Origin of the sequence: Limnohabitans sp. 2KL-3, assembly GCF_001269405.1 — a bacterium.
In the GTDB taxonomy this organism is placed as follows: Bacteria; Pseudomonadota; Gammaproteobacteria; order Burkholderiales; family Burkholderiaceae_C; genus Limnohabitans_A.
Genome location: NZ_CXON01000003.1, coordinates 203207 through 225560, shown reverse-complemented (window position 1 = coordinate 225560; position 22354 = coordinate 203207). Strand labels below are relative to the sequence as shown.

The 22354-nt window shown below is 57.7% G+C and carries 25 protein-coding genes; 7 read left to right on the top strand and 18 right to left on the bottom strand.

Annotated features, from left to right (window positions below; genetic code table 11):
• Positions 1–59: 59 nt before the first annotated feature.
• The 3 genes from AMM41_RS05740 to AMM41_RS05730 form a co-directional block, all read right to left on the bottom strand.
• Positions 60–1022 (bottom strand): inositol monophosphatase family protein, encoded by a 963-nt coding sequence (locus AMM41_RS05740; protein WP_089954299.1) that lies wholly within the window; start codon positions 1020–1022, stop codon positions 60–62.
• 216 nt (positions 1023–1238) lie between these two features.
• Positions 1239–1427 (bottom strand): hypothetical protein, encoded by a 189-nt coding sequence (locus AMM41_RS22180; protein ID WP_228769117.1) that lies wholly within the window; start codon positions 1425–1427, stop codon positions 1239–1241.
• A 12-nt stretch (positions 1428–1439) separates the two neighbouring features.
• Positions 1440–1670 carry an addiction module protein gene (locus AMM41_RS05730; protein ID WP_089954295.1) on the bottom strand — a complete coding sequence of 77 codons (231 nt, stop codon included), beginning with the start codon at positions 1668–1670 and terminating at the stop codon, positions 1440–1442.
• 98 nt (positions 1671–1768) lie between these two features.
• Between AMM41_RS05730 and AMM41_RS05725 the strand changes: the two genes are divergently transcribed.
• Positions 1769–2500 (top strand): RNA methyltransferase, encoded by a 732-nt coding sequence (locus AMM41_RS05725; RefSeq protein WP_089954291.1) that lies wholly within the window; start codon positions 1769–1771, stop codon positions 2498–2500.
• An 11-nt stretch (positions 2501–2511) separates the two neighbouring features.
• Complete coding sequence (gene cysE / locus AMM41_RS05720) at positions 2512–3279, top strand: serine O-acetyltransferase (protein WP_089954288.1); 768 nt, start codon at positions 2512–2514, stop codon at positions 3277–3279.
• Between the two features lie 75 nt (positions 3280–3354).
• On the opposite strand, the gene dnaG is transcribed toward cysE, so the two are convergent.
• On the bottom strand, positions 3355–5451 hold the full coding sequence (gene dnaG / locus AMM41_RS05715) for a DNA primase (protein WP_089954284.1): 2097 nt from the start codon (positions 5449–5451) through the stop codon (positions 3355–3357).
• A 136-nt stretch (positions 5452–5587) separates the two neighbouring features.
• On the opposite strand from dnaG, the gene AMM41_RS05710 reads away from it, so the two are divergent.
• A complete protein-coding gene (locus AMM41_RS05710) occupies positions 5588–7246 on the top strand; it encodes an acyl-CoA synthetase (RefSeq protein ID WP_089954279.1) in 1659 nt (552 codons plus the stop codon).
• Positions 7247–7428: 182 nt separating this feature from the next.
• Here the strand turns inward: AMM41_RS05710 and AMM41_RS05705 are convergent, their stop codons facing one another.
• From AMM41_RS05705 to AMM41_RS05680, 6 genes are all read right to left on the bottom strand, one after another.
• Positions 7429–7716, bottom strand: a complete 288-nt coding sequence (locus AMM41_RS05705; RefSeq protein WP_089954272.1) for a hypothetical protein — start codon at positions 7714–7716, stop codon at positions 7429–7431.
• A gap of 81 nt (positions 7717–7797) precedes the next feature.
• Positions 7798–8346, bottom strand: coding sequence for an NUDIX hydrolase (locus tag AMM41_RS05700; RefSeq protein WP_089954268.1), 549 nt, complete (start codon positions 8344–8346; stop codon positions 7798–7800).
• Between the two features lie 114 nt (positions 8347–8460).
• Entirely contained in the window at positions 8461–9777 is a 1317-nt protein-coding gene (locus tag AMM41_RS05695; protein WP_089954264.1) for a TRAP transporter large permease, read from the bottom strand.
• Entirely contained in the window at positions 9774–10262 is a 489-nt protein-coding gene (locus AMM41_RS05690; protein ID WP_089954260.1) for a TRAP transporter small permease, read from the bottom strand. The genes AMM41_RS05695 and AMM41_RS05690 overlap by 4 nt, the downstream gene beginning before the upstream one ends.
• Positions 10263–10398: 136 nt before the next feature.
• On the bottom strand, positions 10399–11430 hold the full coding sequence (locus AMM41_RS05685; protein ID WP_089954256.1) for a TRAP transporter substrate-binding protein: 1032 nt from the start codon (positions 11428–11430) through the stop codon (positions 10399–10401).
• A 204-nt stretch (positions 11431–11634) separates the two neighbouring features.
• On the bottom strand, positions 11635–12330 hold the full coding sequence (locus AMM41_RS05680; RefSeq protein ID WP_089954252.1) for a fumarylacetoacetate hydrolase family protein: 696 nt from the start codon (positions 12328–12330) through the stop codon (positions 11635–11637).
• 98 nt (positions 12331–12428) lie between these two features.
• Here AMM41_RS05680 and AMM41_RS05675 point away from each other — a divergent pair, with 98 nt between their 5' ends.
• The gene (locus AMM41_RS05675; protein ID WP_089955270.1) at positions 12429–12866 is read left to right on the top strand and encodes a MarR family winged helix-turn-helix transcriptional regulator; all 438 of its coding nucleotides are present in this window, start codon (positions 12429–12431) and stop codon (positions 12864–12866) included.
• Positions 12867–12874: 8 nt separating this feature from the next.
• Here AMM41_RS05675 and AMM41_RS05670 read toward each other — a convergent pair whose 3' ends face one another.
• The 8 genes from AMM41_RS05670 to phnC form a co-directional block, all read right to left on the bottom strand.
• Positions 12875–13177, bottom strand: coding sequence for an antibiotic biosynthesis monooxygenase family protein (locus tag AMM41_RS05670; RefSeq protein WP_089955267.1), 303 nt, complete (start codon positions 13175–13177; stop codon positions 12875–12877).
• 98 nt (positions 13178–13275) lie between these two features.
• Positions 13276–14160, bottom strand: coding sequence for an NUDIX hydrolase (locus AMM41_RS05665; RefSeq protein ID WP_089954248.1), 885 nt, complete (start codon positions 14158–14160; stop codon positions 13276–13278).
• 6 nt (positions 14161–14166) lie between these two features.
• On the bottom strand, positions 14167–14988 hold the full coding sequence (phnX, locus tag AMM41_RS05660; RefSeq protein WP_089954244.1) for a phosphonoacetaldehyde hydrolase: 822 nt from the start codon (positions 14986–14988) through the stop codon (positions 14167–14169).
• Positions 14985–16100 (bottom strand): TIGR03364 family FAD-dependent oxidoreductase, encoded by a 1116-nt coding sequence (locus AMM41_RS05655; RefSeq protein WP_089954241.1) that lies wholly within the window; start codon positions 16098–16100, stop codon positions 14985–14987. The genes phnX and AMM41_RS05655 overlap by 4 nt, the downstream gene beginning before the upstream one ends.
• Positions 16097–17188, bottom strand: coding sequence for an iron-containing alcohol dehydrogenase (locus tag AMM41_RS05650; protein WP_089954238.1), 1092 nt, complete (start codon positions 17186–17188; stop codon positions 16097–16099). Before AMM41_RS05650 ends, AMM41_RS05655 begins: the two co-directional genes overlap by 4 nt.
• On the bottom strand, positions 17164–17985 hold the full coding sequence (gene phnE / locus AMM41_RS05645) for a phosphonate ABC transporter, permease protein PhnE (protein ID WP_089954233.1): 822 nt from the start codon (positions 17983–17985) through the stop codon (positions 17164–17166). Before phnE ends, AMM41_RS05650 begins: the two co-directional genes overlap by 25 nt.
• 2 nt (positions 17986–17987) lie before the next feature.
• Positions 17988–18938 (bottom strand): phosphonate ABC transporter substrate-binding protein, encoded by a 951-nt coding sequence (gene phnD / locus AMM41_RS05640; RefSeq protein ID WP_089954229.1) that lies wholly within the window; start codon positions 18936–18938, stop codon positions 17988–17990.
• 24 nt (positions 18939–18962) lie between these two features.
• Positions 18963–19808 (bottom strand): phosphonate ABC transporter ATP-binding protein, encoded by an 846-nt coding sequence (phnC, locus tag AMM41_RS05635; protein WP_089954225.1) that lies wholly within the window; start codon positions 19806–19808, stop codon positions 18963–18965.
• A gap of 110 nt (positions 19809–19918) precedes the next feature.
• Here phnC and AMM41_RS05630 point away from each other — a divergent pair, with 110 nt between their 5' ends.
• From AMM41_RS05630 to AMM41_RS05620, 3 genes are all read left to right on the top strand, one after another.
• A complete protein-coding gene (locus tag AMM41_RS05630; protein ID WP_089954218.1) occupies positions 19919–20494 on the top strand; it encodes an HD domain-containing protein in 576 nt (191 codons plus the stop codon).
• 68 nt (positions 20495–20562) lie between these two features.
• Positions 20563–21408: a GNAT family N-acetyltransferase gene (locus AMM41_RS05625; protein ID WP_089954213.1), complete on the top strand. Its 846-nt coding sequence runs from the start codon at positions 20563–20565 to the stop codon at positions 21406–21408.
• Positions 21408–22349, top strand: a complete 942-nt coding sequence (locus AMM41_RS05620) for a UDP-2,3-diacylglucosamine diphosphatase (RefSeq protein ID WP_228769116.1) — start codon at positions 21408–21410, stop codon at positions 22347–22349. The genes AMM41_RS05625 and AMM41_RS05620 overlap by 1 nt, the downstream gene beginning before the upstream one ends.
• The last annotated feature ends 5 nt before the right edge of the window (positions 22350–22354 follow it).

Here is a 22354-nt window from a genome sequence, read left to right as displayed (position 1 = left end):
ACCCACTGAGGGTGCTTTTTTTTGGACTGAAGACGCGGGTTGATGCGTCAGTCGCGTTCTTAAAACGGTGCGTCTTTGCGCTCGTCGCTGGCCGCTTCAGTGCTTTCGCCGGGGGCATCGGCAGCGCCTTCGGCGTCCGGGTTGTGCGTGTCGCCTGTGCGCTCACGGCTCAGGGTGTCCACGGCGGTGCGCACGTTGGCTTTGTCGCCCGCGCTGGCAAATTTGCTGTACTTGCCCAAGATGGTGACCAGCTGGCCGTAAATGCGGGGCGCACCGGCCAGGCATTCTTTTTGTTCCAAAAAGTCGGACTCGCCCGTGAAGTTGCCGATCAGGCCACCGGCTTCGGTCACCAGCAGCGAGCCCGCAGCCACGTCCCAAGGCGAGAGGCCGGTTTCAAAGAAACCGTCGGTGAAGCCTGCGGCCACGTAAGCCAGGTCGAGTGCGGCAGAACCGGGGCGGCGCAGACCAGCGGTGCGTTGCATCACGTCGCCCATCATGCGCAGGTACTGGTTGAAGTTGTCGCCCTTGCGGAAGGGGAACCCTGTGGAGATGATGCATTCCTGCAAGCGGATGCGCTTGCTCACGCGCAGTCGGCGGTCGTTCATGAACGCGCCACGGCCTTTGGTGGCGGTGAAAAGGTCGTTGCGGGTGGGGTCGTAAATGACGGCTTGCTCGATTTTGCCGCGCACTTGCAGGGCAATGCTCACGCAGTAAACGGGGAAGCCGTGGATGAAGTTGGTCGTGCCGTCCAGGGGGTCGATGATCCAAATGTGGTCAGCGAGCGGGTTGCCATGCGTGCTGCCCGACTCTTCGGCCAGGATACCGTGGTCGGGGTAGGCGGTCAGCAGGGTTTCGATGATGACTTTTTCGCTGGCGTGGTCGACTTCGGTGACGAAGTCATTGACCTGTTTTTGCGAGATGCGAACCGCTTCAACGTCGAGCGCGGCACGGTTGATGATGGCGCCAGCGGCGCGCGCAGCCTTGATGGCCACGTTGAGCATGGGGTGGAGATTGGACGACATGAATTGTGTGAAGAACGGGTTTAACGCACGCACGATCGCGGCGACAAGGGGCGCATTTTCTCATGAAAAGCCCAGCAAGCCGTCGCTGGTGCGTCATAAGCTTTGACGTTCGCGCAGCCACTCTGGTGAACGGCGGGTGTCCAGCACGGCCAATACAGTGGCTTTTTTGCCCGCAAGCAAATAGCAAATGGCAAAGGGAAAGCGGCTTCCCAAGCTTCAAAACGCGCCGCTGGGTTGAACTTTGATATGAACACCGGCACTGATCTGCAAGGCGTCAATGTCAGCGCACAAGCTGTTTAAAAAGTAAGCGCCTATGCCAGCTTGCTGGTGCTCGTAAAACCAGTAAGCCGCCAACAAATCGTCCTGTGCCGCTTGCGTGATCTCGATGGACTCGCAACCATTCATGGCTTGCCTGGCTCAGTGGCTTGGGGTTTGGCGAGTCAGGGTGCGCAAGCGCTCTTTGGCTTGATCCCAAGGCAGGCAGCTTTCCTGTCCTGACTTCAGGCGTTCCAATCGTGCGGCAAGTACCTGTTGGTGCCAGGGGGGGGTCAGGTCTTCGGTGGGGTTTTGAGACAAGGACTGCCACAAAATTTCCATGGCCAGCAAGCTTTCCGCCTTGGGCAAGTCTTTCAGGTGGTCAAATTTCATGGGTTTTCCTGCAAGTCTGTTCGATCAGATCAGTTTAGCAAAACGAAGCTTGACGAGAAGCACCGAGTTCAGTGCATGGGAGCGTGGACAATCGGGGCATGAAAACGCGATTTATCCTGATAGAAACCAGCCATGCTGGCAATGTGGGCGCCGCTGCCCGGGCCATGAAAGTGATGGGTTTTGACGAGCTGGTGCTGGTCAAACCGCGCTGGGCCAATGTGCTGCGCAAGGAGGAAACCATCCAGCGGGCCAGCGGGGCCAATGATGTGCTCGACAAAGCCCGGGTGGTCCAGACGCTGGACGAGGCACTCGACGGCGTGACGCATCTGTGCGCGACGGCCATGACGCCGCGTGATTTTGGCCCCCCCACCCGAGCCCCCCGAGAGCACTTTGCTGAATTGACCAAGCCTGGTGCGCCCGAGCAGTCGGTGGCCTTTTTGTTTGGCTCCGAGCGCTTTGGCATGAAAAACGAAGACGTTTACCGTTGCCATGTGGCGCTGTCGATTCCGACCAATCCCCAGTTCGGCTCCCTCAACTTGGGCTCGGCCATTCAGGTGGTGGCTTACGACTGGCGCGAGGCTTTGGGCGGTTTTCCGGTGCAGGATGTCATTGCACCGGCTGACAAGGCCGATGCCCAGCAGGTGGCGGGCATGCTCTCGCATTGGGAGCAGGCGCTGACCGATATCGGTTTTTTGGACCCGGCCGCGCCCAAAAAGCTCATGCCCCGGCTGAACCAGCTGTTCAATCGGGCTGATTTGAGCCCGGAAGAAATCCACATCCTGCGCGGGGTGGCCAAGGCGATGATCCAAAACGCCAGCGCCAAGCGATAGACTCCAAGCCTATGTTTTCACGCCTTCGCTCCGACATCCAATGCATCCTTGACCGGGACCCCGCTGCACGCACTTCTTGGGAAGTTCTGACCTGTTACCCGGGCTTGCACGCTTTGGTGTTGCACCGCCGGGCGCATTGGTGCTGGAACAACGGGTTTAAGTGGTTGGGGCGTTTTATTTCGCATCTGGCCCGAGGCCTGACCGGCATCGAAATTCATCCGGGTGCCAAGATTGGTGAGCGTGTTTTTTTTGACCACGCCATGGGTGTGGTGGTGGGTGAGACGGCCGAAATTGGCGACGGTTGCACAATTTACCAAGGCGTGACCTTGGGCGGCACATCGCTCTACAAAGGTGCCAAGCGCCACCCCACTTTGGGCAAAGACGTGGTGGTCAGTGCCGGGGCCAAGGTGTTGGGCGGTTTTGAGGTGGGTGACGGGGCCAAGATTGGCAGCAACGCCGTGGTGATCAAGCCGGTGCCCGCCGGGGCCACAGCGGTGGGCATTCCGGCTCGCATCATCCCGTCCAAAGCGGGCGAAAGCGCTGATGTGTCGAGCACAGACCGCAAGTTCACGGCTTATGGCATCACCCAAGACGATGACCCGGTGAGCCAGGCTTTGCGTGGCTTGATCAACAATGCGGCGGGGCAAGAACACCAGATTGCGATGATCTGGAAAGCCCTGGAACAGTTGTGTGCCCAGCAGCAGCTGCCCATGCCAGGCGATGCCGCCACCGGCGAAAGTTTTGAGGCTGAAAAACTCAACCGTTTGCTGGACAAGTAAGTTCGGTCAAGCCTTGTCGGCGCGACGCTCTCGTTGCGAGGGTCTTCCCAAAACACCACCTTGAGTTTGGACTGCTCAAGATTCGTTGGGTGCCGCCGCTGTGGCCATCAGCGCTTTGCGCCGTTCGTGCAGGCTGCGCCAGCGTTGCTGGGCTTCGGGGTCTTGGCCGGTGCTGGCCTGTGTCAGGGCTTCGGTTTCGAGCTGCTTGAGGCGGTCAATCAGCATCATGTTGAGCAGGCGTCGCAGCTCTTGTCGGGCTTCTTTCGGGTCGGGTGGTGGGGCCTCTTCGCTGCCCGGTGTGACCCCCAGATGGTCTTGGGCTGTCCAACGCCGGGCATCGTCTGCAAAGGATTGGCCCTGCATTTCGGCTTGCAAGGCCGACCAGCCCAAAGCCCCTTGCTCATGAAACTGTGATTCGAGCCAGGCAAACAAGGGGCCATGCGGCGCAGGCTGTGCACAGAGCATGGCGTGGTCTTCTCCGGCCAAGGTTTCCCAGAGCGCCATATTGCCCAGCAGCAGGCGGGCGGCATGGTCGGCGCGGCTGGCCGGTGGGGTGCGGGGGCCGGTGTAGACGGGCGGCTGATCACGCTTGAAGCGGCTGTTGCCCTTGAAGCCGGGTGTCCAGTTGGGATTTTTGCGTGGCCAGTTGTTGCCGCCAGCCCCGGCATGACCGTAGCCACTTGGCCCCCCATAGCTGCCAGCGGGTGCAGGGTGTTGCCCAGGGTCGCTGGGCCAGGCGGTTGGCTCGCCATAGTGAGGCTCAAACTGGGGGTAGTCATCGCTGCTGGCCGCAGCTTGGCTAAAGGCCGCGTTGGCTTGTTGCAGCGAGGGCGTGGCACTGCGGGCAGCAGGGGCAAAGCGTTGGTCACTGGCCGCTTGTTGACCCCATAGTTTTTCAAGACCTGCCGTTTCCAGCTGAATGAGTTGCGCCAGCTCTGACAGCAGTTGCTGCTTGAGCGCGCCTTCGGGCAGCAGCTGCCACAGTGGACGGGCCTGACTGGACAGTCGGGCGCGGCCTTCGGCGGTCTGCAGGTCGCAGTCGACGCTGGCGGCCTCGATCAAAAAGCGAGACAGCGGCATGGCCTGTTTGATCTGCTCGGCAAAGGCGTCTTGGCCAAATTCGCGCACATAGCTGTCGGGGTCGTGCTCGGCGGGTAAAAACAAGAACTTGATGCTGCGCACATCGGTGGCGTAGGGCAGGGCACCGTCCAGCGCCTTGCGGGCGGCGCGTCGGCCTGCGCTGTCGCCGTCAAAACTGAAGACGACCGAGTCGGTGAAGCGGAACAGCTTTTGCACATGGTCGGGCGTGCAGGCTGTGCCCAGCGTGGCCACGGCGTTGGCAAAGCCGAGTTGCGCCAGTGCCACCACGTCCATGTAGCCTTCGGTCACGAGCACATAGCCTGCGCTGTGCAGGGCTTCGCGGGCTTCGTACAGGCCATACAGCTCGCGGCCTTTGTGGAACACCGGGGTCTCAGGCGAGTTCAGGTATTTGGGGGTGCCGCTGCCGATCACCCGCCCGCCAAAGCCGATGCATTCGCCCTTGATGTTGCGGATGGGGAACATGATCCGGTCGCGAAAACGGTCGTAACGCTTGTCGTCTTCTTCGTTCACGATCACCAGGCCCGATTCGGCCAAGAGCGGGTCGTCGTATTTGGGGAAGATGCTGGCCAGCGAGCGCCAGCCTTCGGGTGCGTAGCCCAGGCCAAAGCGCTTGGCGATCTGGCCCGACAGGCCCCGGCCCTTGAGGTAGTCGATGGCGTGTGGCGTGATTTTGAGCTGGTCGCGGTAAGCCTCGCCTGCTTTTTCCAGCACATCGCTCAGGCTGTCTTGTTTGGCCTTGGCGGCGGCGGCTTTGGCGCGGTCTTCGGGTGACTGCTGCTCTTCGGGCACCATCATGCCGGTTTGCTGGGCCAGGTCCTTCACCGCCTCGATGAAGGTCATGCCCGCGTGTTCCATCAAAAAGCCGATGGCATTGCCGTTTTTGCCGCAGCCAAAGCAGTGGAAAAACTGCTTGGTGGGGCTGACACTGAAGCTGGGGGATTTTTCGCCATGGAACGGGCATAGGCCCATGAAGTTGGCGCCGCCTTTCTTGAGCTGCACGTACTTGCCCACGATGTCGACCACGTCGACGCGGGACAGCAACTCCTGGATGAAAGACTGGGGGATGGCCATCCGGGTATTTTCGCCGATCTGAAGCCGCCATTCCGTCGGGCCGAAACACTTGTTTCGGGGCAAACCAGCATGGCTTTCAGCCCCGGGTCAGGCAAACTGTTGAACATTTGAACGTCAGCCGAAACAGGACCTTTTCATGACCGATACCCAAGTCAGCATCTTTGACCAGGATTTGCCCCAGACCTCCGCCAACCATGCCCCGATCTCGCCCTTGAGTTTCATTGAGCGCACGGCCGAGGTCTACCCGACCCGCTTGGCCATCGTGCACGGTGATTTACGGCAGGACTGGGCCACCACTTACCGCCGCACCCGCCAGCTGGCCAGTGCGCTGGCGCAGGCGGGCATTGGCAAGAACGACACGGTGGCCGTGATGCTGCCCAACACGCCGCCCATGGTGGAGGCGCACTTCGGCATTCCCATGGCCGGGGCCGTGCTCAACGCCCTCAACACCCGACTGGACCCGGAGACGGTGGCCTTCATGCTGGACCACGGCGAGGCCAAGGCGGTGATCGTGGACCCGGAGTTTGCGGGTGTGATGAAAAAAGCCCTGGCGTTGCGCCAGTCCACACGGCCTGTGCTGGTGATCGATGTGGAAGACGCGCTTTACACAGGCCCAACCGAAAAACTGGGCGCGGTCACTTATGAAGCCTTTGTGGCCCGCGGAGACGCTGACTTTGCGTGGAGCCTGCCCGCCAACGAGTGGGACGCGATTGCGTTGAACTACACCAGCGGCACCACCGGCAACCCCAAGGGGGTGGTCTACCACCACCGGGGCGCGGCCACCAATGCGATCTCGAACATTCTGGAATGGGACATGCCCAAGCACGCGGCGTATTTGTGGACGCTGCCCATGTTCCATTGCAATGGCTGGTGCTTCCCCTGGACGGTGGCGGCGCGTGCGGGCGTGAACGTGTGCCTGCGCAAGGTGGACGCGCAGGCCATGTTCGACGCCATGCGCGACCATGGCGTCACGCATTACTGCGGTGCGCCCATCGTGCACGGCCTGCTGGTGAATGCTCCGACTGCCATGAAGGCGGGCGTGCCTGCTGGCATCAAGGCCATGGTGGCGGGCGCAGCGCCCCCGGCTTCGATGATCGAAGGCATGGAGCAAATGGGTTTTGACTTGACCCATGTGTATGGCCTGACTGAGGTCTATGGCCCCGCTACCGTGTGCCCCAAGCACCCCGAATGGGACGCGCTGGACATTGGTGATCGGGCCCGGCTGAACGCCCGCCAGGGCGTGCGTTACCACCTGCAGCGCGATGTGCGCGTGCTGGACCCCGAAACCATGCAACCCGTGCCGCAAGACGGCGAGACCATGGGCGAGATCATGTTCAAGGGCAACATCACCATGAAGGGGTACTTGAAAAACCCCAAGGCCACGCAAGAGGCCTTTGCGGGTGGCTGGTTCCACAGCGGCGACTTGGCCGTGCAGTACCCAGACGGTTACTTCAAGATCAAGGACCGCAGCAAAGACATCATCATCTCGGGCGGCGAGAACATTTCATCGATCGAGGTGGAAGACGTGCTGTACCGCCACCCCGCGGTGCTGGCCGCCGCCGTGGTGGCCAAGCCCGATGCCCGCTGGGGCGAGACGCCTTGCGCGTTTGTGGAGCTGAAAGCCGACGCCCAGGTCACAGCCGAGCAGATCGTGGCGCATTGCAAGCAACACCTGGCGGGCTTCAAGGTGCCGCGGGCTGTGGTGTTTGGTGAACTGCCCAAGACCAGCACAGGCAAGATTCAGAAGTTTGAGTTGCGCAAGCAGGCGGGATCGGCAGCCGCGATTGACGTGTGAAGCGTTTTAGCCGGTTTTTGATCTGGGCCGCTTGAGCGCTGAGGAACGCAGCGAGCAGACCGTTCGCGCAAGGAGCGAAGCCTTGAGATGAAGGCGTCCAAAAATGCAAAGGCCACCGCGAGGTGGCCTTTGTGGTGAGGGCGATTCTTGGGGCCAGGCCCCCAAAGCCGCCATGGCGTGCATCACTGCATCTTGCTTTTCTTTTTCGCTTTCTTGTTCTTTTTGCTGTTTTTGCCCGATTTTTTGGCCGCCTTTTTCTTGGCTGGCGCTTGTGCTTTGGGGGCAGCGGCTTGGACTGGCGCGGGTGTTTGTGCGGCTGCAGGTGTGGACGTCACTGCGGGCGTGGCGATCACTGCGGGTGTCGGGGCCGATGTCACCGGTATGGCCGGGGCTGTGGCTGGAGCGGCTGTTTGTGCCATGGCCGTGACAGCCAAAAGAATGCCCGAAAGAAAAGTGATGGTTTTGATCATGTGAAGCCTCCAAAATGTCTAATAACAATACCTTTGTATTATCGATGTCTCTTGGCTATTTTTGGAGATCCATTCGATCATTTAAGCAATATCAAACGCATGGGTGCCAAACCGCCCCGCTTTGCGGTCCGCAAAGTAGTGTTCTAGCGTTTCCTTGACGGTGCGGAAAGCCAATTCGTCCCAAGGAATTTCGTCTTCTTTGAACAGTCGGGCTTCCATGGTTTCGTGACCGGGGTCGAACACGTCGCTGGTCAAGCGGGCACGGTAATACAAGTGCACCTGACCCACACGCGGAACGCTCATCACCGTGAACAGATCTTCCATGATGAATTGCGCCCCGGCTTCTTCGGTGGTCTCGCGGGCCGCGCCTTGTGATGTGGATTCACCCAGTTCCATGAAGCCTGCAGGCAAGGTCCACTTGCCTTTGCGTGGTTCGATGTTGCGCTTGCACAACAGCACCTGGTCGCCCCAATGGGGCACTGTGCCCACCACGTTCAGGGGGTTTTCGTAGTGCACTGTGTGGCAAACAGTGCAGATGGCACGCTCTTTGGTGTCGCCGTCATCGGGCAGGCGGCGTGCAACCAGAGCGCCACATTGGCGGCAATGTCGGATGGTGCGGTCAAACATCATGAGGGGGTTTGGTGTGGGGGCTGAAAGAACAAGTTGGATAGAGTCTAACCAGTCCATCAATGAAAAAGCCCCCCAGGCGATAGGCCTGAGGGGCTTCGTTGTTTTTGGGGGGCATCAAGTCAGGTACTTGATCAAAAACAATGAAATACCCGGAAAGAACAGCAGCAGCAAGGTGCGGATGGTGTCGCTGATCAGGAAGGGCATGATGCCTTTGTAGCTTTCGCTCAGCGGCACGTCTTTGGCCATGCCGTTGACCACATACACGTTCAGGCCTACAGGCGGAGCCAACATGCCAAAGCCCACCGTCATCAGCACCATGATGCCAAACCAGATGGCGGTGTACTCGGGTGTCATGCCGAAGTCGAGCTTCATGATGATGGGGAAGAAGATTGGGATGGTCAAAAGCAACATGGACAGCTCGTCCATCACCGCGCCCAGCACCACATAGAGCAGCAAGATGCCCGCCACCACCATCAGCGGGGCAAAGTTCATGGCCACCACCATTTCGGCCAATTGCGCGGGCACTTGGGTGCGCGCCAAAGCCGCGTTCATCACATCGGCACCCATGAAGATCAAGAAGATCATGCCCGAGCTGATCGCCGTAGAGTGGAAGCACTGGATGAACTTTTTCCAGGTCAATTCTTGCTTGAGCAAAGCCGCCAAGAATGTGGAGGCTGCGCCTACGGCAGCACCCTCGGTGGGCGTGAAAAAGCCTGTGTAGATGCCGCCAAAGACGATCACAAAAATGGTGGCAATTGGCAAGATGCCCTTGAGCGACTCCAAAGTCAGTCGTTCGCGTTCTTCCTGATCGGGGGCTTGACCTGGAACCAAGCGAACATAGATGGCGATGGCGATCATGTAACCGACCATGGCGATGATGCCCGGCATCATTGCGGCGGCAAACAGCTTGGCGATGTTTTGTTCGGTCAAGATGGCGTAGATGACCAGGGGGACCGATGGCGGAATCAAGATGCCCAAGGTGCCACCTGCAGCCAATGTGCCTGTGGCCAAGCGGCCAGAATAGCCATGGCGCTTCATTTCAGGCAATGCCACGCCTGTGATGGTGGCTGCGGTGGCCACCGATGACCCACAGATGGCTCCGAATGCGCCACATGCCAACACCGCGCCCATGGCCAAACCACCTTTGAAACGTCCCATGACCGCCGCTGCGAACTGAAACAGCGCTTTGCTGATGCCGCCTTGCGTCGCAAAGTGGCCCATCAAGATGAACAGGGGAATCACCGACAGGTCGTAGTTGGCCAATCGGGCGAATGCCAAATTGTTCAAGAAATTCAAAAAAGGCTGGACGCCGGCTTGCAAGATGAAACCCGAAGTGCCTGCCAGGAACATCGCACCTGCGATGGGCACGCGCACCACCATGAGCAGCAGCATGATGCCGAAAATCATCAAGGCCAATTGAATGGGAGTCATGCTGTCGCCTCCTCGTGATGTTGAAGTTGGGAGAGCGCTTGCATGAGTGCGATCAGGGCCGTGATGCCAAATGGAATGCACATGCTGGTGAAGACAATCCAGTCAGGAAAGCCCAGCAGCATGGAAGCCCCCATGGTTTCTTTGGCATTGATCGCACCCAGGGCACATCGCCATGACAACAGACCAAAAATAACCGCCATCAAGACATCGCCCATGCGGTCCAGCCCGTGATTGAAGCCATCGCTGCATTTGGCTGTGAAAAAGTCCACGATGATGTTTTCACGTTTGAGTTGGCACAGGGGCATGAAAAGCGCAATGGCAGCACCTGCGCCCACGCCGGTCAACTCGAAGTCACCAATCAGGGCAGAGTCAAAAAAATTGCGGCTGATCAGGCTGTAGCAGGTCATGAGCATCAAGCCGGTCATGACCAGTCCGCCCAAGATGCTACAGAGTCGGGCGGTCCGCTCTAGTAAGTTTGAAAACATGGTGAAGGGTCCGCGCTGCGGAAATCAGGGATTGTCGACAGTCGCCAGGGCGACTAAAAGGCTCAGTGAAAACAACAGTTCAGTCAAAAAACAAGAGCAGGGTAGGCCCTGCTCTTGTGTACAACGGCAAAGCCGATTACTTGGTGTATTGCTTGATCAAGTCGGTGGCGGACTGCAGCATGCCTTTGCCATCCATGCCTTTGCCAGTCATCTCGGCCACCCAAGCGTCGTCCAGAGAGTCAGTGGCTTTCTTCCATTTTTCCAGTTCAGTTTTGGGGATGATGCTGATTTTCTGGTTGGCCGAAGCTTCAAAGACTTTCTTGCCAACAGCATCGTGACCCGCTTGGGTTTTGCCCAAGAAAGCAGAGAACTCGCGGCCAGAGTTTTTGTCGATCACAGCCTTCAGGTCGGCAGGCAGCGAGTCGTATTTGGCTTTGTTCATGGGCACCACAAACACTGTGGTGTACAGGGCGTTGTAGCTGCGGTCGGTTTCAGCTGTGAAGTTGGTCAATTCGTTGACCTTCAGGCCGGGCGCAACTTCGTAAGGGATCACGGCACCGTCAATCACACCTTTGGACAAGGCTTCGGGCACTTGAGGCACCGGCATGGCCACAGGCGTGGCACCCATCACCGCGACCATCTTGTTGACTTGGCGGGTGGGCGCACGCACTTTCAGACCCTTGAGGTCGGCCATGGTGGTCACGGCTTTGTTCTTGGTGTAGATGTTGCCTGGACCGTGGACGTGGACGGCCAGCATCTTCACGTCTTTGAAGTCATCCTGGGCATACTTTTGGGCATAGTCCCAAGCGGCGCGGCTGGTAGCCTCTGCGTTGGTCATCATGAATGGCAATTCAAACACTTCAAGTTTGGCCAATTTGGGTGTGAAAGCCTGCAAAGTCCATGCCACGTCGACCACACCATCACGGGCTTGTTCGTACAACTGCACGGGTGTGCCACCCAGTTGCATGGCCGGGAAAATTTCGCATTTCAGACGGTCTTTGGAATCGCGAGCAATGTTTTTGCACCAATCACCCAGCATGGTGGTGTGCTGTATGGTTTGTGGGCCCAAAAAGTGGTGCACCTTCAGGGTGATGGTCTGGGCGTGAACGCCAAAGCCGATGGCCATCAGGCCTACAGCCAGCGCAGTTTTTGGCAATATATTTTTCATTAAAGTCTCCGGCAAGTTGGTTGGGAAATGGATGATAAACCATTAACCAACCAAGCGGTCGGTTAATGAAGCATTGTTTTTGGGTGATGATCACACTTTAGTGCATGCAATTGGCCCAATCGATTTTTCGATATGAATTATCTTGCAAGTGCTGTGCCCGTGTTTAAGGGTAAGTACTGACTTTTAGGTTTTTAGTTTTGTCATTTAGGAAATGGCAATCTCAAGGCTGCCCAGTCCCGCCACTTGGCCGACCAATACATCACCTGCCACCACGGCTGCAACGCCTTCGGGGGTGCCGGTGTAAATCAGATCGCCGGGCTGCAGTTCCCAAGCGGCAGACAGGTGTTCAATGGTTTCGGCCACGTTCCAAATCAGTTTGGCCACATTGCTGCGCTGGCGATCGGACCCGTTGACCTGCAGGCTGATCTCGGCGTTGTTGACATCACCGGCCTGGGCGATGGTGGTAATGGGGCCAATGGGGGCCGAGTGGTCAAAGGCCTTGCCGATGCACCAAGGGCGGCCCTGTTTTTTCATGTCGTTTTGCAAGTCGCGGCGCGTCATGTCCAGGCCCACGGCATAACCGTAAATGTGCTGGGCTGCATCGGCGGCTGAAATGTTGCGCCCGCCTTTGCCAATGGCCACCACCAGCTCGATTTCGTGGTGCAGGTTTTGGGTGAGGCTGGGGTAGGGCATCACACCTGTTTGCCCGGATTCCACCACGACCAAGCTGTCGGCAGGTTTGAGAAAGAAGAACGGTGGCTCACGCCCGGTGAAACCCATCTCTTTGGCGTGCTCTTCATAATTGCGGCCCACACAGTAAATGCGGTGCACTGGAAAACGTTCAACTTGCCCGAGCACAGGCACCGAGACCACAGGCATGGGTGAAAATACAAAACTCATGGGTCGCTTTCTTGAAAAATGAAAATCAGATGTTAATCGGAATGTCTGAAAATGGCACCCTTTCCACGCCCGTGGAACATCCGCAACACGACACCCACATGATTCAAAGCATTGACCTGCAGACCACGCCGGGACACTTGATCCGGCGAGCTCAGCAAATTGCAGTGGCCATATTTGCCGAGCAATTGGCCAGCGCCGACATCACACCTGTGCAATTTGCCATTTTGAATGCCCTGCTCGACAGCCCGGGCATTGACCAAGTGAGCTTGGCCAAGCGGGTGGCGTTTGATCCCGCCACTTCGGGTTCTGTGATCGGTCGTCTGGAAGCCAAGGGTTGGGTGGTGCGTGAGGCCGATCGGTCTGACCGCAGGCGCAAGCTGCTGGTGGTCACGCCGCTGGGGGTGCAGGCTATGGCCAATATCCAAAGTGATGTGGCCCGGGTGCAAGAGAAAATTCTGGCCCCCTTGACCACGCAGGAGCAAAGCCAGTTTGTGCATTTGCTCTCGCGTCTGGTGCAAGGCCATCAGGCGGCCTGAGGGTCAGTTCAAGCCGAGGCGAAGGTCAGCTCGAAGTGCTCCACATGCGGAGGCGCTGCAAAGAAGGGCCCAACGATGGCACGCCATTCAGTGAACAGCGGCGATTCACGAAAACCAACCGTGTGGTCTTCCAGGGTGTCCCAAAAAATTTGCAGCACAAAACGCTCTGGGCTTTCAATGCCACGGTTGACCTTGGCCCCTCTGAAACCCTTGGCCCGTGAGGCCACGGTGTTCAGGCCCAGTTCAATGGCTTTTTCAAATGCGGTTTGTTGGCCAGGGTGAATGCGGATGTCGGCGAGTTCGAGGATCATGGTGACTTGCAGGTTCAAAAAAACATGACCATACCCCAATGTCGTTTCGACAAGCGTCACTTGTGAGGCAGTGATGCGTTGCGTGTCAACGAGGCGATTCAATCGTTTGGGGCAGCTTCAGGCACGTTCAAACAGGGGCTGAGACACTGGGCCAGTGAGGCGCAAGCGTCAACCGTGAATTGTCCGGATTGCATGCGCGAGACCACTTCGCAGGGGCTCAAGAGCAAAAATTCCTGCACTTCGCCATCGGCATTTGTGGGAATCTCTTGATCAGACAAGTGCAGGGCGTAAACCAACAGTTGTTCGTCGTGCCAGCCTTGGGGCTCAAGTCGTTGGGTGCGAATGGCCCCACAAGAGCGCAAGCGGCTTGGGTCTGGCAAATACAAGCTGGCCTCTTCTGCCAACTCGCGTAGTGCGGTGGTCAAAGGACTTTCTCCGGCCGTTAAACCCCCTGCAGCGATGTTGTCCAACAAGCCTGGGTCGGTGGCTTTGCTGGCCGATCGGCGGCCACACCACAGATCACCTTGGGGCAAAAAACCGTGCATGTGAACGGCATGGCTCATCATGCCCAGATGCCTGAAGCCAGCTCGCTCAACACACAGAAACGGTGGCACGCTCAATGCAGGTGGCCAGGCGGGGGTGTCTGGCCACCAAGCAAAAAATTCATCACGCCAGCCCGTCAATTTGCCGCAATCGGCTTGATGGCGCAAAAAATTTTGCAAGGCTTGGCTGCGCTGCAAGGGCTGATCCATTGAGGTTTGCCAGTGCAGCTGCCCACGGACCATGGTGCAACCGGGCAGCATGGCCACCATGTCCTGGGCGCGTTCAAACAAAACCCAACCCAGATTCACGCCGTCACATGACCACCTGACACCCTCAGGGGGCGGTGGCTGTTGGGCCTGCAATTGGCCTGCAAGCCAGGTTTGCTGCGGACCGCTCAAACGGGCCCAAAAGGCTTGCTCAGGACGGGTGACGCTGGACATGCCAATTCAAGGGCTTTCGCCCAGTGCCATGCGTTGCTCAATGCGGGCAATCGCCAAGGGCAAATCGGCTACGCTGTCGATCACTTCATGTGCTCCGGCCGCTTGCAGCACGGCACTGGCCTGTGCCCTGGCATGGGCTTGGTCAGTGTGACTGGCCAGTTCCCAGTGCTCATGCGTCCAGCCCAGTGCGTTGCCACTGATGGCCACACCCACCGTCCAGCTGCCAGCGGCCAAACCTTCGGCCAGACCGGGCGCAGTGTCATCGACCTTGATGACGTGGGCGGCTTGCCCTTGTAAACCCATGGCCTGCAAACATGCTTGCATGCCCATGGGGTCAGGTCGGCTGCGGGCCACATCGTCGCAGCAAACCACCAAGGCGGGTGCGAACCCCTGGGCTCGGGCGATCTCAATCAAAGGGGTCATGATTTTTCGGGTGTAACCCGTGGTCGTGGCAAAAGCCAAGCCTTGGGCTGTCAGCGCATGATAAGCCGACAAGAACCCCGGGATGAAACTGCTTCGGTCCAGGGCAGCCTTGGCACTCATGGGTTCAAACTCGTTGAGCAGTTGCTGTGCATCTTCTTGGCCAAAAGACCTGCCGTGCAAGGCTTGCCATTGGGCTGCGATGGCTGGCATGCGCCCCAAGGCGGCGATGTGCTCAATTTTGGGCAAGCCCATGGGCACACGGGCCTCGGCGATGGTGATTTCCATGTGGTGACGAGCAAACAACTCGACAAAAGCGCCCATGGGGGCCAGGCTGCCAAAGTCGACGATGGTGCCTGCCCAGTCCAGCACGAGGCCTTGGATTTTGTGATCTTGGGCAGGGTTCATGACGTGCTCCAGTTTTGAATGATTTCTTCAGCCAAGCCAAAAGAGGTGCTCATGCCGGTGCCGCTGGTCACGCTGACGAGTTGTACACCGGGCAAAACCTCACGCACCAGGCTGTCTTGCGAGGCACTGGGATAAATGCCCGTCCAGCGTTCGGTCACTTGGTAGTGGCCCAAGCACAGCAGGCGTTGCATTTCATGAAGGATCAGGTCCTCCACTTCGCGTGAGGCAAAAGGGCGCATGGCTTGACCGTAGTGGTGTGAGTCGCCCACCACCAGCGAGCCGTCGTGGCTTTGCACGACGATCAGGTGTATGCCGTGGGCCAGCTCTTGGCTTGCCTCGATGCGCAGCTGATCAAGCAGCAATTGAGATCCGGGCAACTCGCAGTAACCCCGGTAACGGACCAAGCTCAAATCACTCATGACGCCGGCACCGAGTTTGTAACCATCTGGCGGCTGAACCCGCAGCATTTGCAGCTGGCACAGCTGGGTGTGGTTTTGGCTGAAGGCCTCGGGAAACAGGCTTCGCATGTCAGGGCCGGGGCAAACCATGATGCGCTCGGCCTGCAACCATTGGCCGTTGGTGAAGACAGCACCAGAGATGACCTCTTGCACATGCTGACCCATCTGAAACACCACCCCTTGTGTGGCCAGCCACAAACGCAGTTTTTCAATGGCGCTGCGTGCTTCGATGCGCAGCTCGTGAGGGCTGTACAGGGCCCCCTGCAAATGGTTCATGACAAACTGGGGGGCCTGGTCTTGCAGGGCTTGACCTTCGAGCCATTGCAGGTCCTGGCCTTCGGCTTGTTTACACAATTCCTGCAAGACCACTTTGGCTTGTGGACGTTGGGCCAGCACATACAAGCCCTGGTGTTCAATGGCAATGCCCGCTTGTGGGGCCACAGAGGCCCACACATCGCGTGAGCGCCGTGCGCGTCGCCAGGTGTCGCCTCGGCCTTGACCGGTCACGGTGACAAAGCCAAAGTTGCGAATCGAAGCCCCTACACAAAAAGGGTCGCGGTCGATGACGCGCACGCTTTTGCCTTGTTGCAAAGCCGCCCAGGCACAAGCCAGGCCCACGATGCCACTGCCCACAATGATCACGTCGCTGTTCATGCTGTACTTCCTACAAAATTGCGGCCTCGTGATGAGCCAAGAGCCTGATGGAGTTGCTCAAGACCGGCCGGGGTGCTGCGCAGATCGCGTGGCACGATGCCCAGGCTTTGCAGCCAGGCAGACAATGTTTCTGATGCCTGATTGGCTGGGCCATCAAAGATGGTTGCCAGGTCACCCTGCACTTGGGGACTGATGGCGGCTGCCATGTCCAGAACCATGGGCAGCCATACTGCACAAGCGTGTCCATGGGGCAGGTTTTCATTCAATGTCAAGTCATAGGACAAGGCGTGGGCCAAGGCCGTTTGGGTTTGCGACATGGCCAAAGCAGCCAACAAAGAGGCTTGGCTCATCTGTTCGCGCAAATCTGTGTTGTGTGGGTTCTTCAGCAGCGCAGGCAGAGTTTGCAAAACCATTCGCGCCGAACGCACGGCCAAGGGGCGTGTGATCGCATTGGCGTGGTGGTTCCAGATCGATTCGAGCGCGTGCGCCAGGGTGTCCAAGGCGGTGTCCCGGGTCAGGCCTTCGGGGCAAGACAAGGTCAGATTCGGGTCAATCCAGGCTTGGTCGGCAAAGCCCTGGCTGCTGGCCCATGAGCGTTTGACCGCAGGTTGGGCATCGAGGTCCCACAGCGTGGCCCAAGGTGTGACCTCGCTGCCCGTGCCGGATGTGGTCGGCGCGCACCACAGGGCGTGTCTGCGGTGATCGGCAGGCAGCTTGTTGGACCGCCAAACCGCTGGAGCCAAGCTCAGGTCTTGCAGTTCAAAGCGGGCCAACTTGGCCAGGTCCAGCGTGGTACCACCACCGATGGCCAGCAAGGCAGTGTCCGGCTGCGTGGCCCATAAAGGCCAAAGCTGCCGGCACAGTTCAAGTGCTGCCGTGATGCTGCTTTGGGCAGAGCGCTGCCAGATCCAACCCAGACACAGTTCACCCCAGTGCCTTTTTAAATCGGCCTCCATGGCCAAAGGAATGGCGTGTGGATCGGCCAGTACAAAAAACGGTTGATCGGGTCGGTGAGTGCGCAAAAGGTCCGGGCCCCATTCGAGCTGAACCGGGTTGAACCACGTCAAATGAATCGCTGTCGAAGCCATGATGACCCCATGTCAATGAGAGAGACGGTGACAATCAGCATCAGCAAGACGGCGCAAGTCTGGGCGTACTCAAAGCTGCGGATCACCTCAAACAAAATCACGCCAATGCCACCTGCGCCAACCATGCCCACCACCGAAGCGGAGCGCACATTCGACTCAAAGCGGTACAGCGAATACGACAGCCACAGGGGCATCACCTGGGGGATCACACCGTAGGCAATTTCAGCGAGTTTGTGAGCCCCTGTGGCGCGAATACCTTCCACCGGACGCGGGTCAATGGCTTCGACCGCCTCAGAAAACAACTTGGACAAAGTCCCCGTGGTGTGCACAAACAAAGCCAACACCCCGGCAAAAGGCCCCAAACCCACAGCCACGATGAACAGCATGGCAAACACCATTTCATTGGTGGCCCGGCACGCATCCATCAAGCGGCGAACCGGCTGGTAAACCCAGGCCGGGGCCACATTGGACGCAGACAACAAGCCCATGGGCACGGCCGCCACAATGGCCAGCACGGTGCCCCACAGGGCGATGTGCAGTGTGATCACCATCTCGCGCAGGTACATCTGCCAGTCTTTGAAATCGGGCGGGAAAAAATCTGCGGCAAAGGTGCGCATATTCGCCGCATCCCGGATCAAGGCCAGGGGGCGTATTTCAGCCCCCTGCCATGCCCAGGCCAGAACGCCCGCTGCCACCAGCCAAACCAAGTAGCTCAGGCCCTGGCTCTTTTTTTGCGAGGCCAGTTGTTGTAGTTTTGCCAGGTCTGCGCTGGCCATGGCGTTGGGCAGTGTGGACATGTTTACTTCTTCAAAGCAGCCAGTTGCTTGTCAATCTCGGCCAATTGTTTGGCTTTGTCGGCAGCGGCCAATTTGTCATCGCCCTCGACCTTGCGACGGTCTTTGAACAACTCGAGTTGACGGATCGGAATCAGTTGGTCGTTGGTCGATTCGCGGAAACCGCCGTAGTTGTAGATGTTCTTGAGCACAGCTTTTTCAGCCGGGTCGTTTTTGGCGTAATTCAGAACAAAATTCTTGATTTTGGTTTTGACGGCGGGGTCCATGTCCTTGCGCCAGACAAAGGGGTCGCTCGGGATCAAGGGGCTTTTCCAGATCACGCGCAACTGGCTGAACAAATCTGGCTTGGCAGTTTCGAGCTTGCCCATGTCTTCGGTGTTGTTGGTGGCCACATCCACTTGTTTGGCCAAGGTGGCCTGAATGTTGGCACCGTGGCTGGCGTTGCGCACGGTCTTGAAGGTGTTGCGTGCTTCGATGTTGCGCTGGGCAAAGATGTAATACGAGGGCACCAAAAAGCCCGATGTGGAATTGGGGTCGCCAATGCCGAAGTTGATGTTCTTGCCGTTGGCGATCACATCGTCCAGCGTTTTATAAGGGCTGTCCTTGTGGGTGATCAACAAGGCGTGGTAACCGAAGCTGCCATCGGCGTACATGAGCTGGGCAAAAACTTCGCCGTTGGCGCGGTCGACCGCTTCCATGGCGGCTTTGTTGCCGTACCAGGCCACCTGGATTTTGTTGAAGCGCATGGCTTCGATCACGCCAGCATAGTCAGGGGCATAGAACGACTGGATTTTCAGGCCGGTCTTTTTCTCCATGTCACGGAAGAAGGGCTCCCAGCGCTCGCGTTGGGCCGATGCCGAATCGGTGGCGATGATGCCAAAGCTGATGTCTTGTGCGAAAGCGCTGATGGCGCTCAGAGAAATCAGGCCAGTGGCCAGGATGTGTGCAGGTTTCATGGTGAGGTCCTCAGGTTGAAAAAATCAATGCGCCAAAAGTTGAAGCGTCGGGTTAAAGAGGGGGTCTGATGTTTCGGGCGTGTGGTCCATGAACAACTCGTCGGAATGCGTGCCGTACAGATCGCGCAAGCGTTGGTTGTCCAGGCCCATGGGGGGGCCGTCATAAACCAGGCAACCCTCGCGCAGCGCAATGATCCGGTCGCAGTACTGACGAGCCAAATTCACGTTGTGCAAGCTGATGACCAGGGTCATGCCTTGCTCGCGCTGCAATTGACGCAGCAAGTCCATCACACGGCGTGTGGATTCCGGGTCCAATGAGGCCACGGGTTCATCGGCCAGCAAAATGCGGGCACCTTGAACCAAGGCCCGTGCAATGGCGGCCCGTTGCTGCTGCCCCCCTGAAAGGGTGGATGCACGTTGCATGGCTTGGTCAGCCAAGCCCACCGCGTGCAAAGCCTGCAAGGCCTTGAATCGTTCTTCTGTGCTGAATTGACCCAACAGGCATCTGTACAAGGGCATGTGGGGCAGCAAACCGGTCATCACGTTGGTCAACAAATCCATGCGTCCGACCAGATTGAATTGCTGGAAAATAATGCCCAGCTGTGTTCGCAATTGACGCACATCAGGACTGAGCTTTCCTGACTTTTGAAGACTCTTCCCCCAAAGTTGAACTTCGCTGTCCAAGCCATCGAGTCGCTCAAGGCCGCACAAACTGCGCAGCAAAGTGGATTTGCCTGAACCCGACGCACCCAGCAGGCCCACGCATTGACCTGGGTCGATGGTCAAATGGATGGCGTTGAGTGCCTTGCGCTGGGAATTGAAGGATTTGCTGGCGTTGATGACGCGAATGGCGGCAGGTTCTTGATGCATCCTGTCATCTTGATGGTTCTGCGTGACGAACTGGTGAAGAAAATATGACGCTTGCATGTCAGTGTGTGACTGTCATCGCCTTGACATCCAAACCACGCATATTTCAAAGGATGAACGCCTGTACTGAATCCATCCTTGCACTTTATTGGAATGGCGGTGATCGCCAATACTCGGGCGAACCCGTCACACAATGGGCCCATGCGTGGCAATGCGCCCAGCTGGCCGCAAAGGCTGGGGCTTCACCGGCCTTGCAGCTGGCCAGTTTTTTGCATGACGTTGGACATCTTGGGGTCAGCAGTGAAGGCACACCGACCTTGCGAGGGGAGGATGACTTTCATGAAAATGCGGGTGCTGCTTTGCTTGAGCCCATTTTTGGCAGGGCGGTATCGGAGCCTGTGCGCTTGCATGTGCGTGCCAAACGCTATTGGGTGACCACCAGTACGACCTATGCCCAAAAGCTGTCGCCTGATTCAGTGAGAAGTCTCCATTTGCAAGGAGGACTCATGTCTGCACAAGAGCGTGAAGCATTTGAAGCCGAGCCCTTTTTTAAAGATGCTTTGACTTTGCGGGTTTGGGACGACATGGGCAAAAAAGAAAACGAGCTGGGGGTGAGCCAACACGAGGCCAGCCGCCTGTTGGTGCAATTAATGGACCGTGTGCTGTCGCATGGCGTCACGAAAATTTAACGACATTTACTTTTTCTTGTCATGACCCCTGAGCAACATCAAGGGATTGATAACAAGGAATTGTCACCATGAAAGAGCTGCCCAATCCCACTTTTGCACTCTCGCCAGTTCAAATGCCACGGGGGTCACTTCATCCGGGGCAAATTGCACCCCACGTTGATTTTTTGCCTCGGCGCATGCAAAGCGCCATTGTGGTCGGTTGGGCGCAACATCAAGACGAAGTTCGAGAAGCGCAGCGTCTGAGGTACTCCGTTTTTGCGAACGAAATGGGTGCCAATTTACCCAACACCTTGCCAGGCCATGACATCGATTTGTTTGATGATTACTGTGAACATCTGTTGGTGCGAGACACTGCGAGTGGTCAGGTCATTGGCACTTATCGTGTGCTCACGCCAGCACAAGCCAAACGCGCAGGCAGCACCTACAGCGACACCGAGTTTGATTTGACCCGACTTCGTGACATGCGTCAGCGCATGGTGGAGCTTGGACGCAGTTGCGTTCATGCCGAGCATCGCCACGGCGGGGTCATCATGGCTTTGTGGGGAGCTTTGTTTGAGTTCATGGACCGTAACCGTTTGGACACCATGATCGGTTGTGCCAGCATTCCCATGTTGCACAACGGTGTGGTCACAGGCAATGCCGCTGCGAGCATTTGGCATCAATTGCGGCAAACCCACTTGGCGGAAATTCAACACCATGTTCGCCCCCGCTTGGCTTTGCCGATTGAGGCCTTGGAACACCATTTGCAAGTGGAGCCGCCCGCACTGATCAAAGGGTATTTGCGCTTGGGTGCCAAAGTCTTGGGCGCACCGGCGTGGGATCCCGACTTCAACACCGCAGACCTGCCGATGATGATGCGCACGGCCGATTTGCCTGCACGTTACCGCAAACATTTTTCGATGGGCATGGTGTGATGTTCGGCACCTCACTGGGGCAAAAAATGCCACATTTGACAGCCCATTTTGCGGGATCGGAAGCTCAACTTGTGCCCCAAAAAACAGCATGGTCTGTGCCTGAGCAAGTGGATACAGATGACGATGACACGCCACAGGGTCATGTCCGTTATCGGGCGGTCTTTATTTCTGACCTGCACATTGGAACCCCAGGGTTTCAAGCCGAGGCATTGCTTGATTTTTTAAAACACCACTCCAGCGAGAGTCTTTATTTGGTTGGGGACATTGTCGACGGGTGGCAACTGCGACGACGCTGGTTTTGGCCACAAAGCCACAACGATGTGGTGCAAAAACTTTTGCGACGGGCACGCAAAGGTTGCCGTGTGATTTATGTGCCAGGCAATCACGATGAATTTGCCCGGCATTTTGTTGGTCATGCGTTTGGAGGTGTCGAGGTGGTTCACGACACTTGCCACACCACGGCCAAAGGCATGAAGTTGTGGGTGGTGCATGGTGACCATTTTGATGGGGTGATTCAGTGTGCCAAATGGCTGGCCTATGTCGGGGATTGGTTGTATGAGCTGACCTTGAAAATCAACCGCCATCTGAACAGTCTTCGGGCCCGCATGGGTTTGGGTTACTGGTCTTTGTCGGCTTATTTAAAACTCAAGGTTAAAAAGGCGGTCAATTTCATCAGTGATTTCGAAGTGGCCGTGGCGCACGAAGCGCAGCGTCGGGGTTTTGATGGTGTGGTCTGCGGTCACATACACCATGCAGAAATTCGCCAGGTCAACGGGGTGTTGTATTGCAATGACGGTGACTGGGTGGAAAGTCGCACGGCTTTGGTGGAGCACATGGATGGACGTTTGGAAATTGTTCACTGGGGCGATCAGGCGCTGGTGTTGACCAGCACCTCATGGTCTGAAGAAGTCATTGGGGGTCCTGTCCATCGGGCAATGTAAAAACA

Excerpts from the sequence above, each read along its gene's own strand:
- AMM41_RS05680 (WP_089954252.1), bottom strand. The coding sequence starts at position 12,330 with ATGAGTTTTGTATTTTCACCCATGCCTGTGGTCTCGGTGCCTGTGCTC.
- AMM41_RS05665 (WP_089954248.1), bottom strand. The coding sequence starts at position 14,160 with ATGTCCAGCGTCACCCGTCCTGAGCAAGCCTTTTGGGCCCGTTTGAGC.
- AMM41_RS22180 (WP_228769117.1), bottom strand. The coding sequence starts at position 1,427 with ATGAATGGTTGCGAGTCCATCGAGATCACGCAAGCGGCACAGGACGAT.
- phnE (WP_089954233.1), bottom strand. The coding sequence starts at position 17,985 with ATGTCCACACTGCCCAACGCCATGGCCAGCGCAGACCTGGCAAAACTA.
- phnX (WP_089954244.1), bottom strand. The coding sequence starts at position 14,988 with ATGAACCCTGCCCAAGATCACAAAATCCAAGGCCTCGTGCTGGACTGG.
- AMM41_RS05700 (WP_089954268.1), bottom strand. The coding sequence starts at position 8,346 with ATGATGTTTGACCGCACCATCCGACATTGCCGCCAATGTGGCGCTCTG.
- phnC (WP_089954225.1), bottom strand. The coding sequence starts at position 19,808 with ATGCATCAAGAACCTGCCGCCATTCGCGTCATCAACGCCAGCAAATCC.
- AMM41_RS05625 (WP_089954213.1), top strand. The coding sequence starts at position 20,563 with ATGAAAGAGCTGCCCAATCCCACTTTTGCACTCTCGCCAGTTCAAATG.
- AMM41_RS05740 (WP_089954299.1), bottom strand. The coding sequence starts at position 1,022 with ATGTCGTCCAATCTCCACCCCATGCTCAACGTGGCCATCAAGGCTGCG.
- phnD (WP_089954229.1), bottom strand. The coding sequence starts at position 18,938 with ATGAAACCTGCACACATCCTGGCCACTGGCCTGATTTCTCTGAGCGCC.
- AMM41_RS05690 (WP_089954260.1), bottom strand. The coding sequence starts at position 10,262 with ATGTTTTCAAACTTACTAGAGCGGACCGCCCGACTCTGTAGCATCTTG.
- AMM41_RS05670 (WP_089955267.1), bottom strand. The coding sequence starts at position 13,177 with ATGATCCTCGAACTCGCCGACATCCGCATTCACCCTGGCCAACAAACC.
- AMM41_RS05620 (WP_228769116.1), top strand. The coding sequence starts at position 21,408 with ATGTTCGGCACCTCACTGGGGCAAAAAATGCCACATTTGACAGCCCAT.
- AMM41_RS05710 (WP_089954279.1), top strand. The coding sequence starts at position 5,588 with ATGACCGATACCCAAGTCAGCATCTTTGACCAGGATTTGCCCCAGACC.
- AMM41_RS05705 (WP_089954272.1), bottom strand. The coding sequence starts at position 7,716 with ATGATCAAAACCATCACTTTTCTTTCGGGCATTCTTTTGGCTGTCACG.
- AMM41_RS05685 (WP_089954256.1), bottom strand. The coding sequence starts at position 11,430 with ATGAAAAATATATTGCCAAAAACTGCGCTGGCTGTAGGCCTGATGGCC.
- AMM41_RS05675 (WP_089955270.1), top strand. The coding sequence starts at position 12,429 with ATGATTCAAAGCATTGACCTGCAGACCACGCCGGGACACTTGATCCGG.
- dnaG (WP_089954284.1), bottom strand. The coding sequence starts at position 5,451 with ATGGCCATCCCCCAGTCTTTCATCCAGGAGTTGCTGTCCCGCGTCGAC.
- cysE (WP_089954288.1), top strand. The coding sequence starts at position 2,512 with ATGTTTTCACGCCTTCGCTCCGACATCCAATGCATCCTTGACCGGGAC.
- AMM41_RS05695 (WP_089954264.1), bottom strand. The coding sequence starts at position 9,777 with ATGACTCCCATTCAATTGGCCTTGATGATTTTCGGCATCATGCTGCTG.
- AMM41_RS05730 (WP_089954295.1), bottom strand. The coding sequence starts at position 1,670 with ATGAAATTTGACCACCTGAAAGACTTGCCCAAGGCGGAAAGCTTGCTG.
- AMM41_RS05650 (WP_089954238.1), bottom strand. The coding sequence starts at position 17,188 with ATGGCTTCGACAGCGATTCATTTGACGTGGTTCAACCCGGTTCAGCTC.
- AMM41_RS05630 (WP_089954218.1), top strand. The coding sequence starts at position 19,919 with ATGAACGCCTGTACTGAATCCATCCTTGCACTTTATTGGAATGGCGGT.
- AMM41_RS05655 (WP_089954241.1), bottom strand. The coding sequence starts at position 16,100 with ATGAACAGCGACGTGATCATTGTGGGCAGTGGCATCGTGGGCCTGGCT.
- AMM41_RS05725 (WP_089954291.1), top strand. The coding sequence starts at position 1,769 with ATGAAAACGCGATTTATCCTGATAGAAACCAGCCATGCTGGCAATGTG.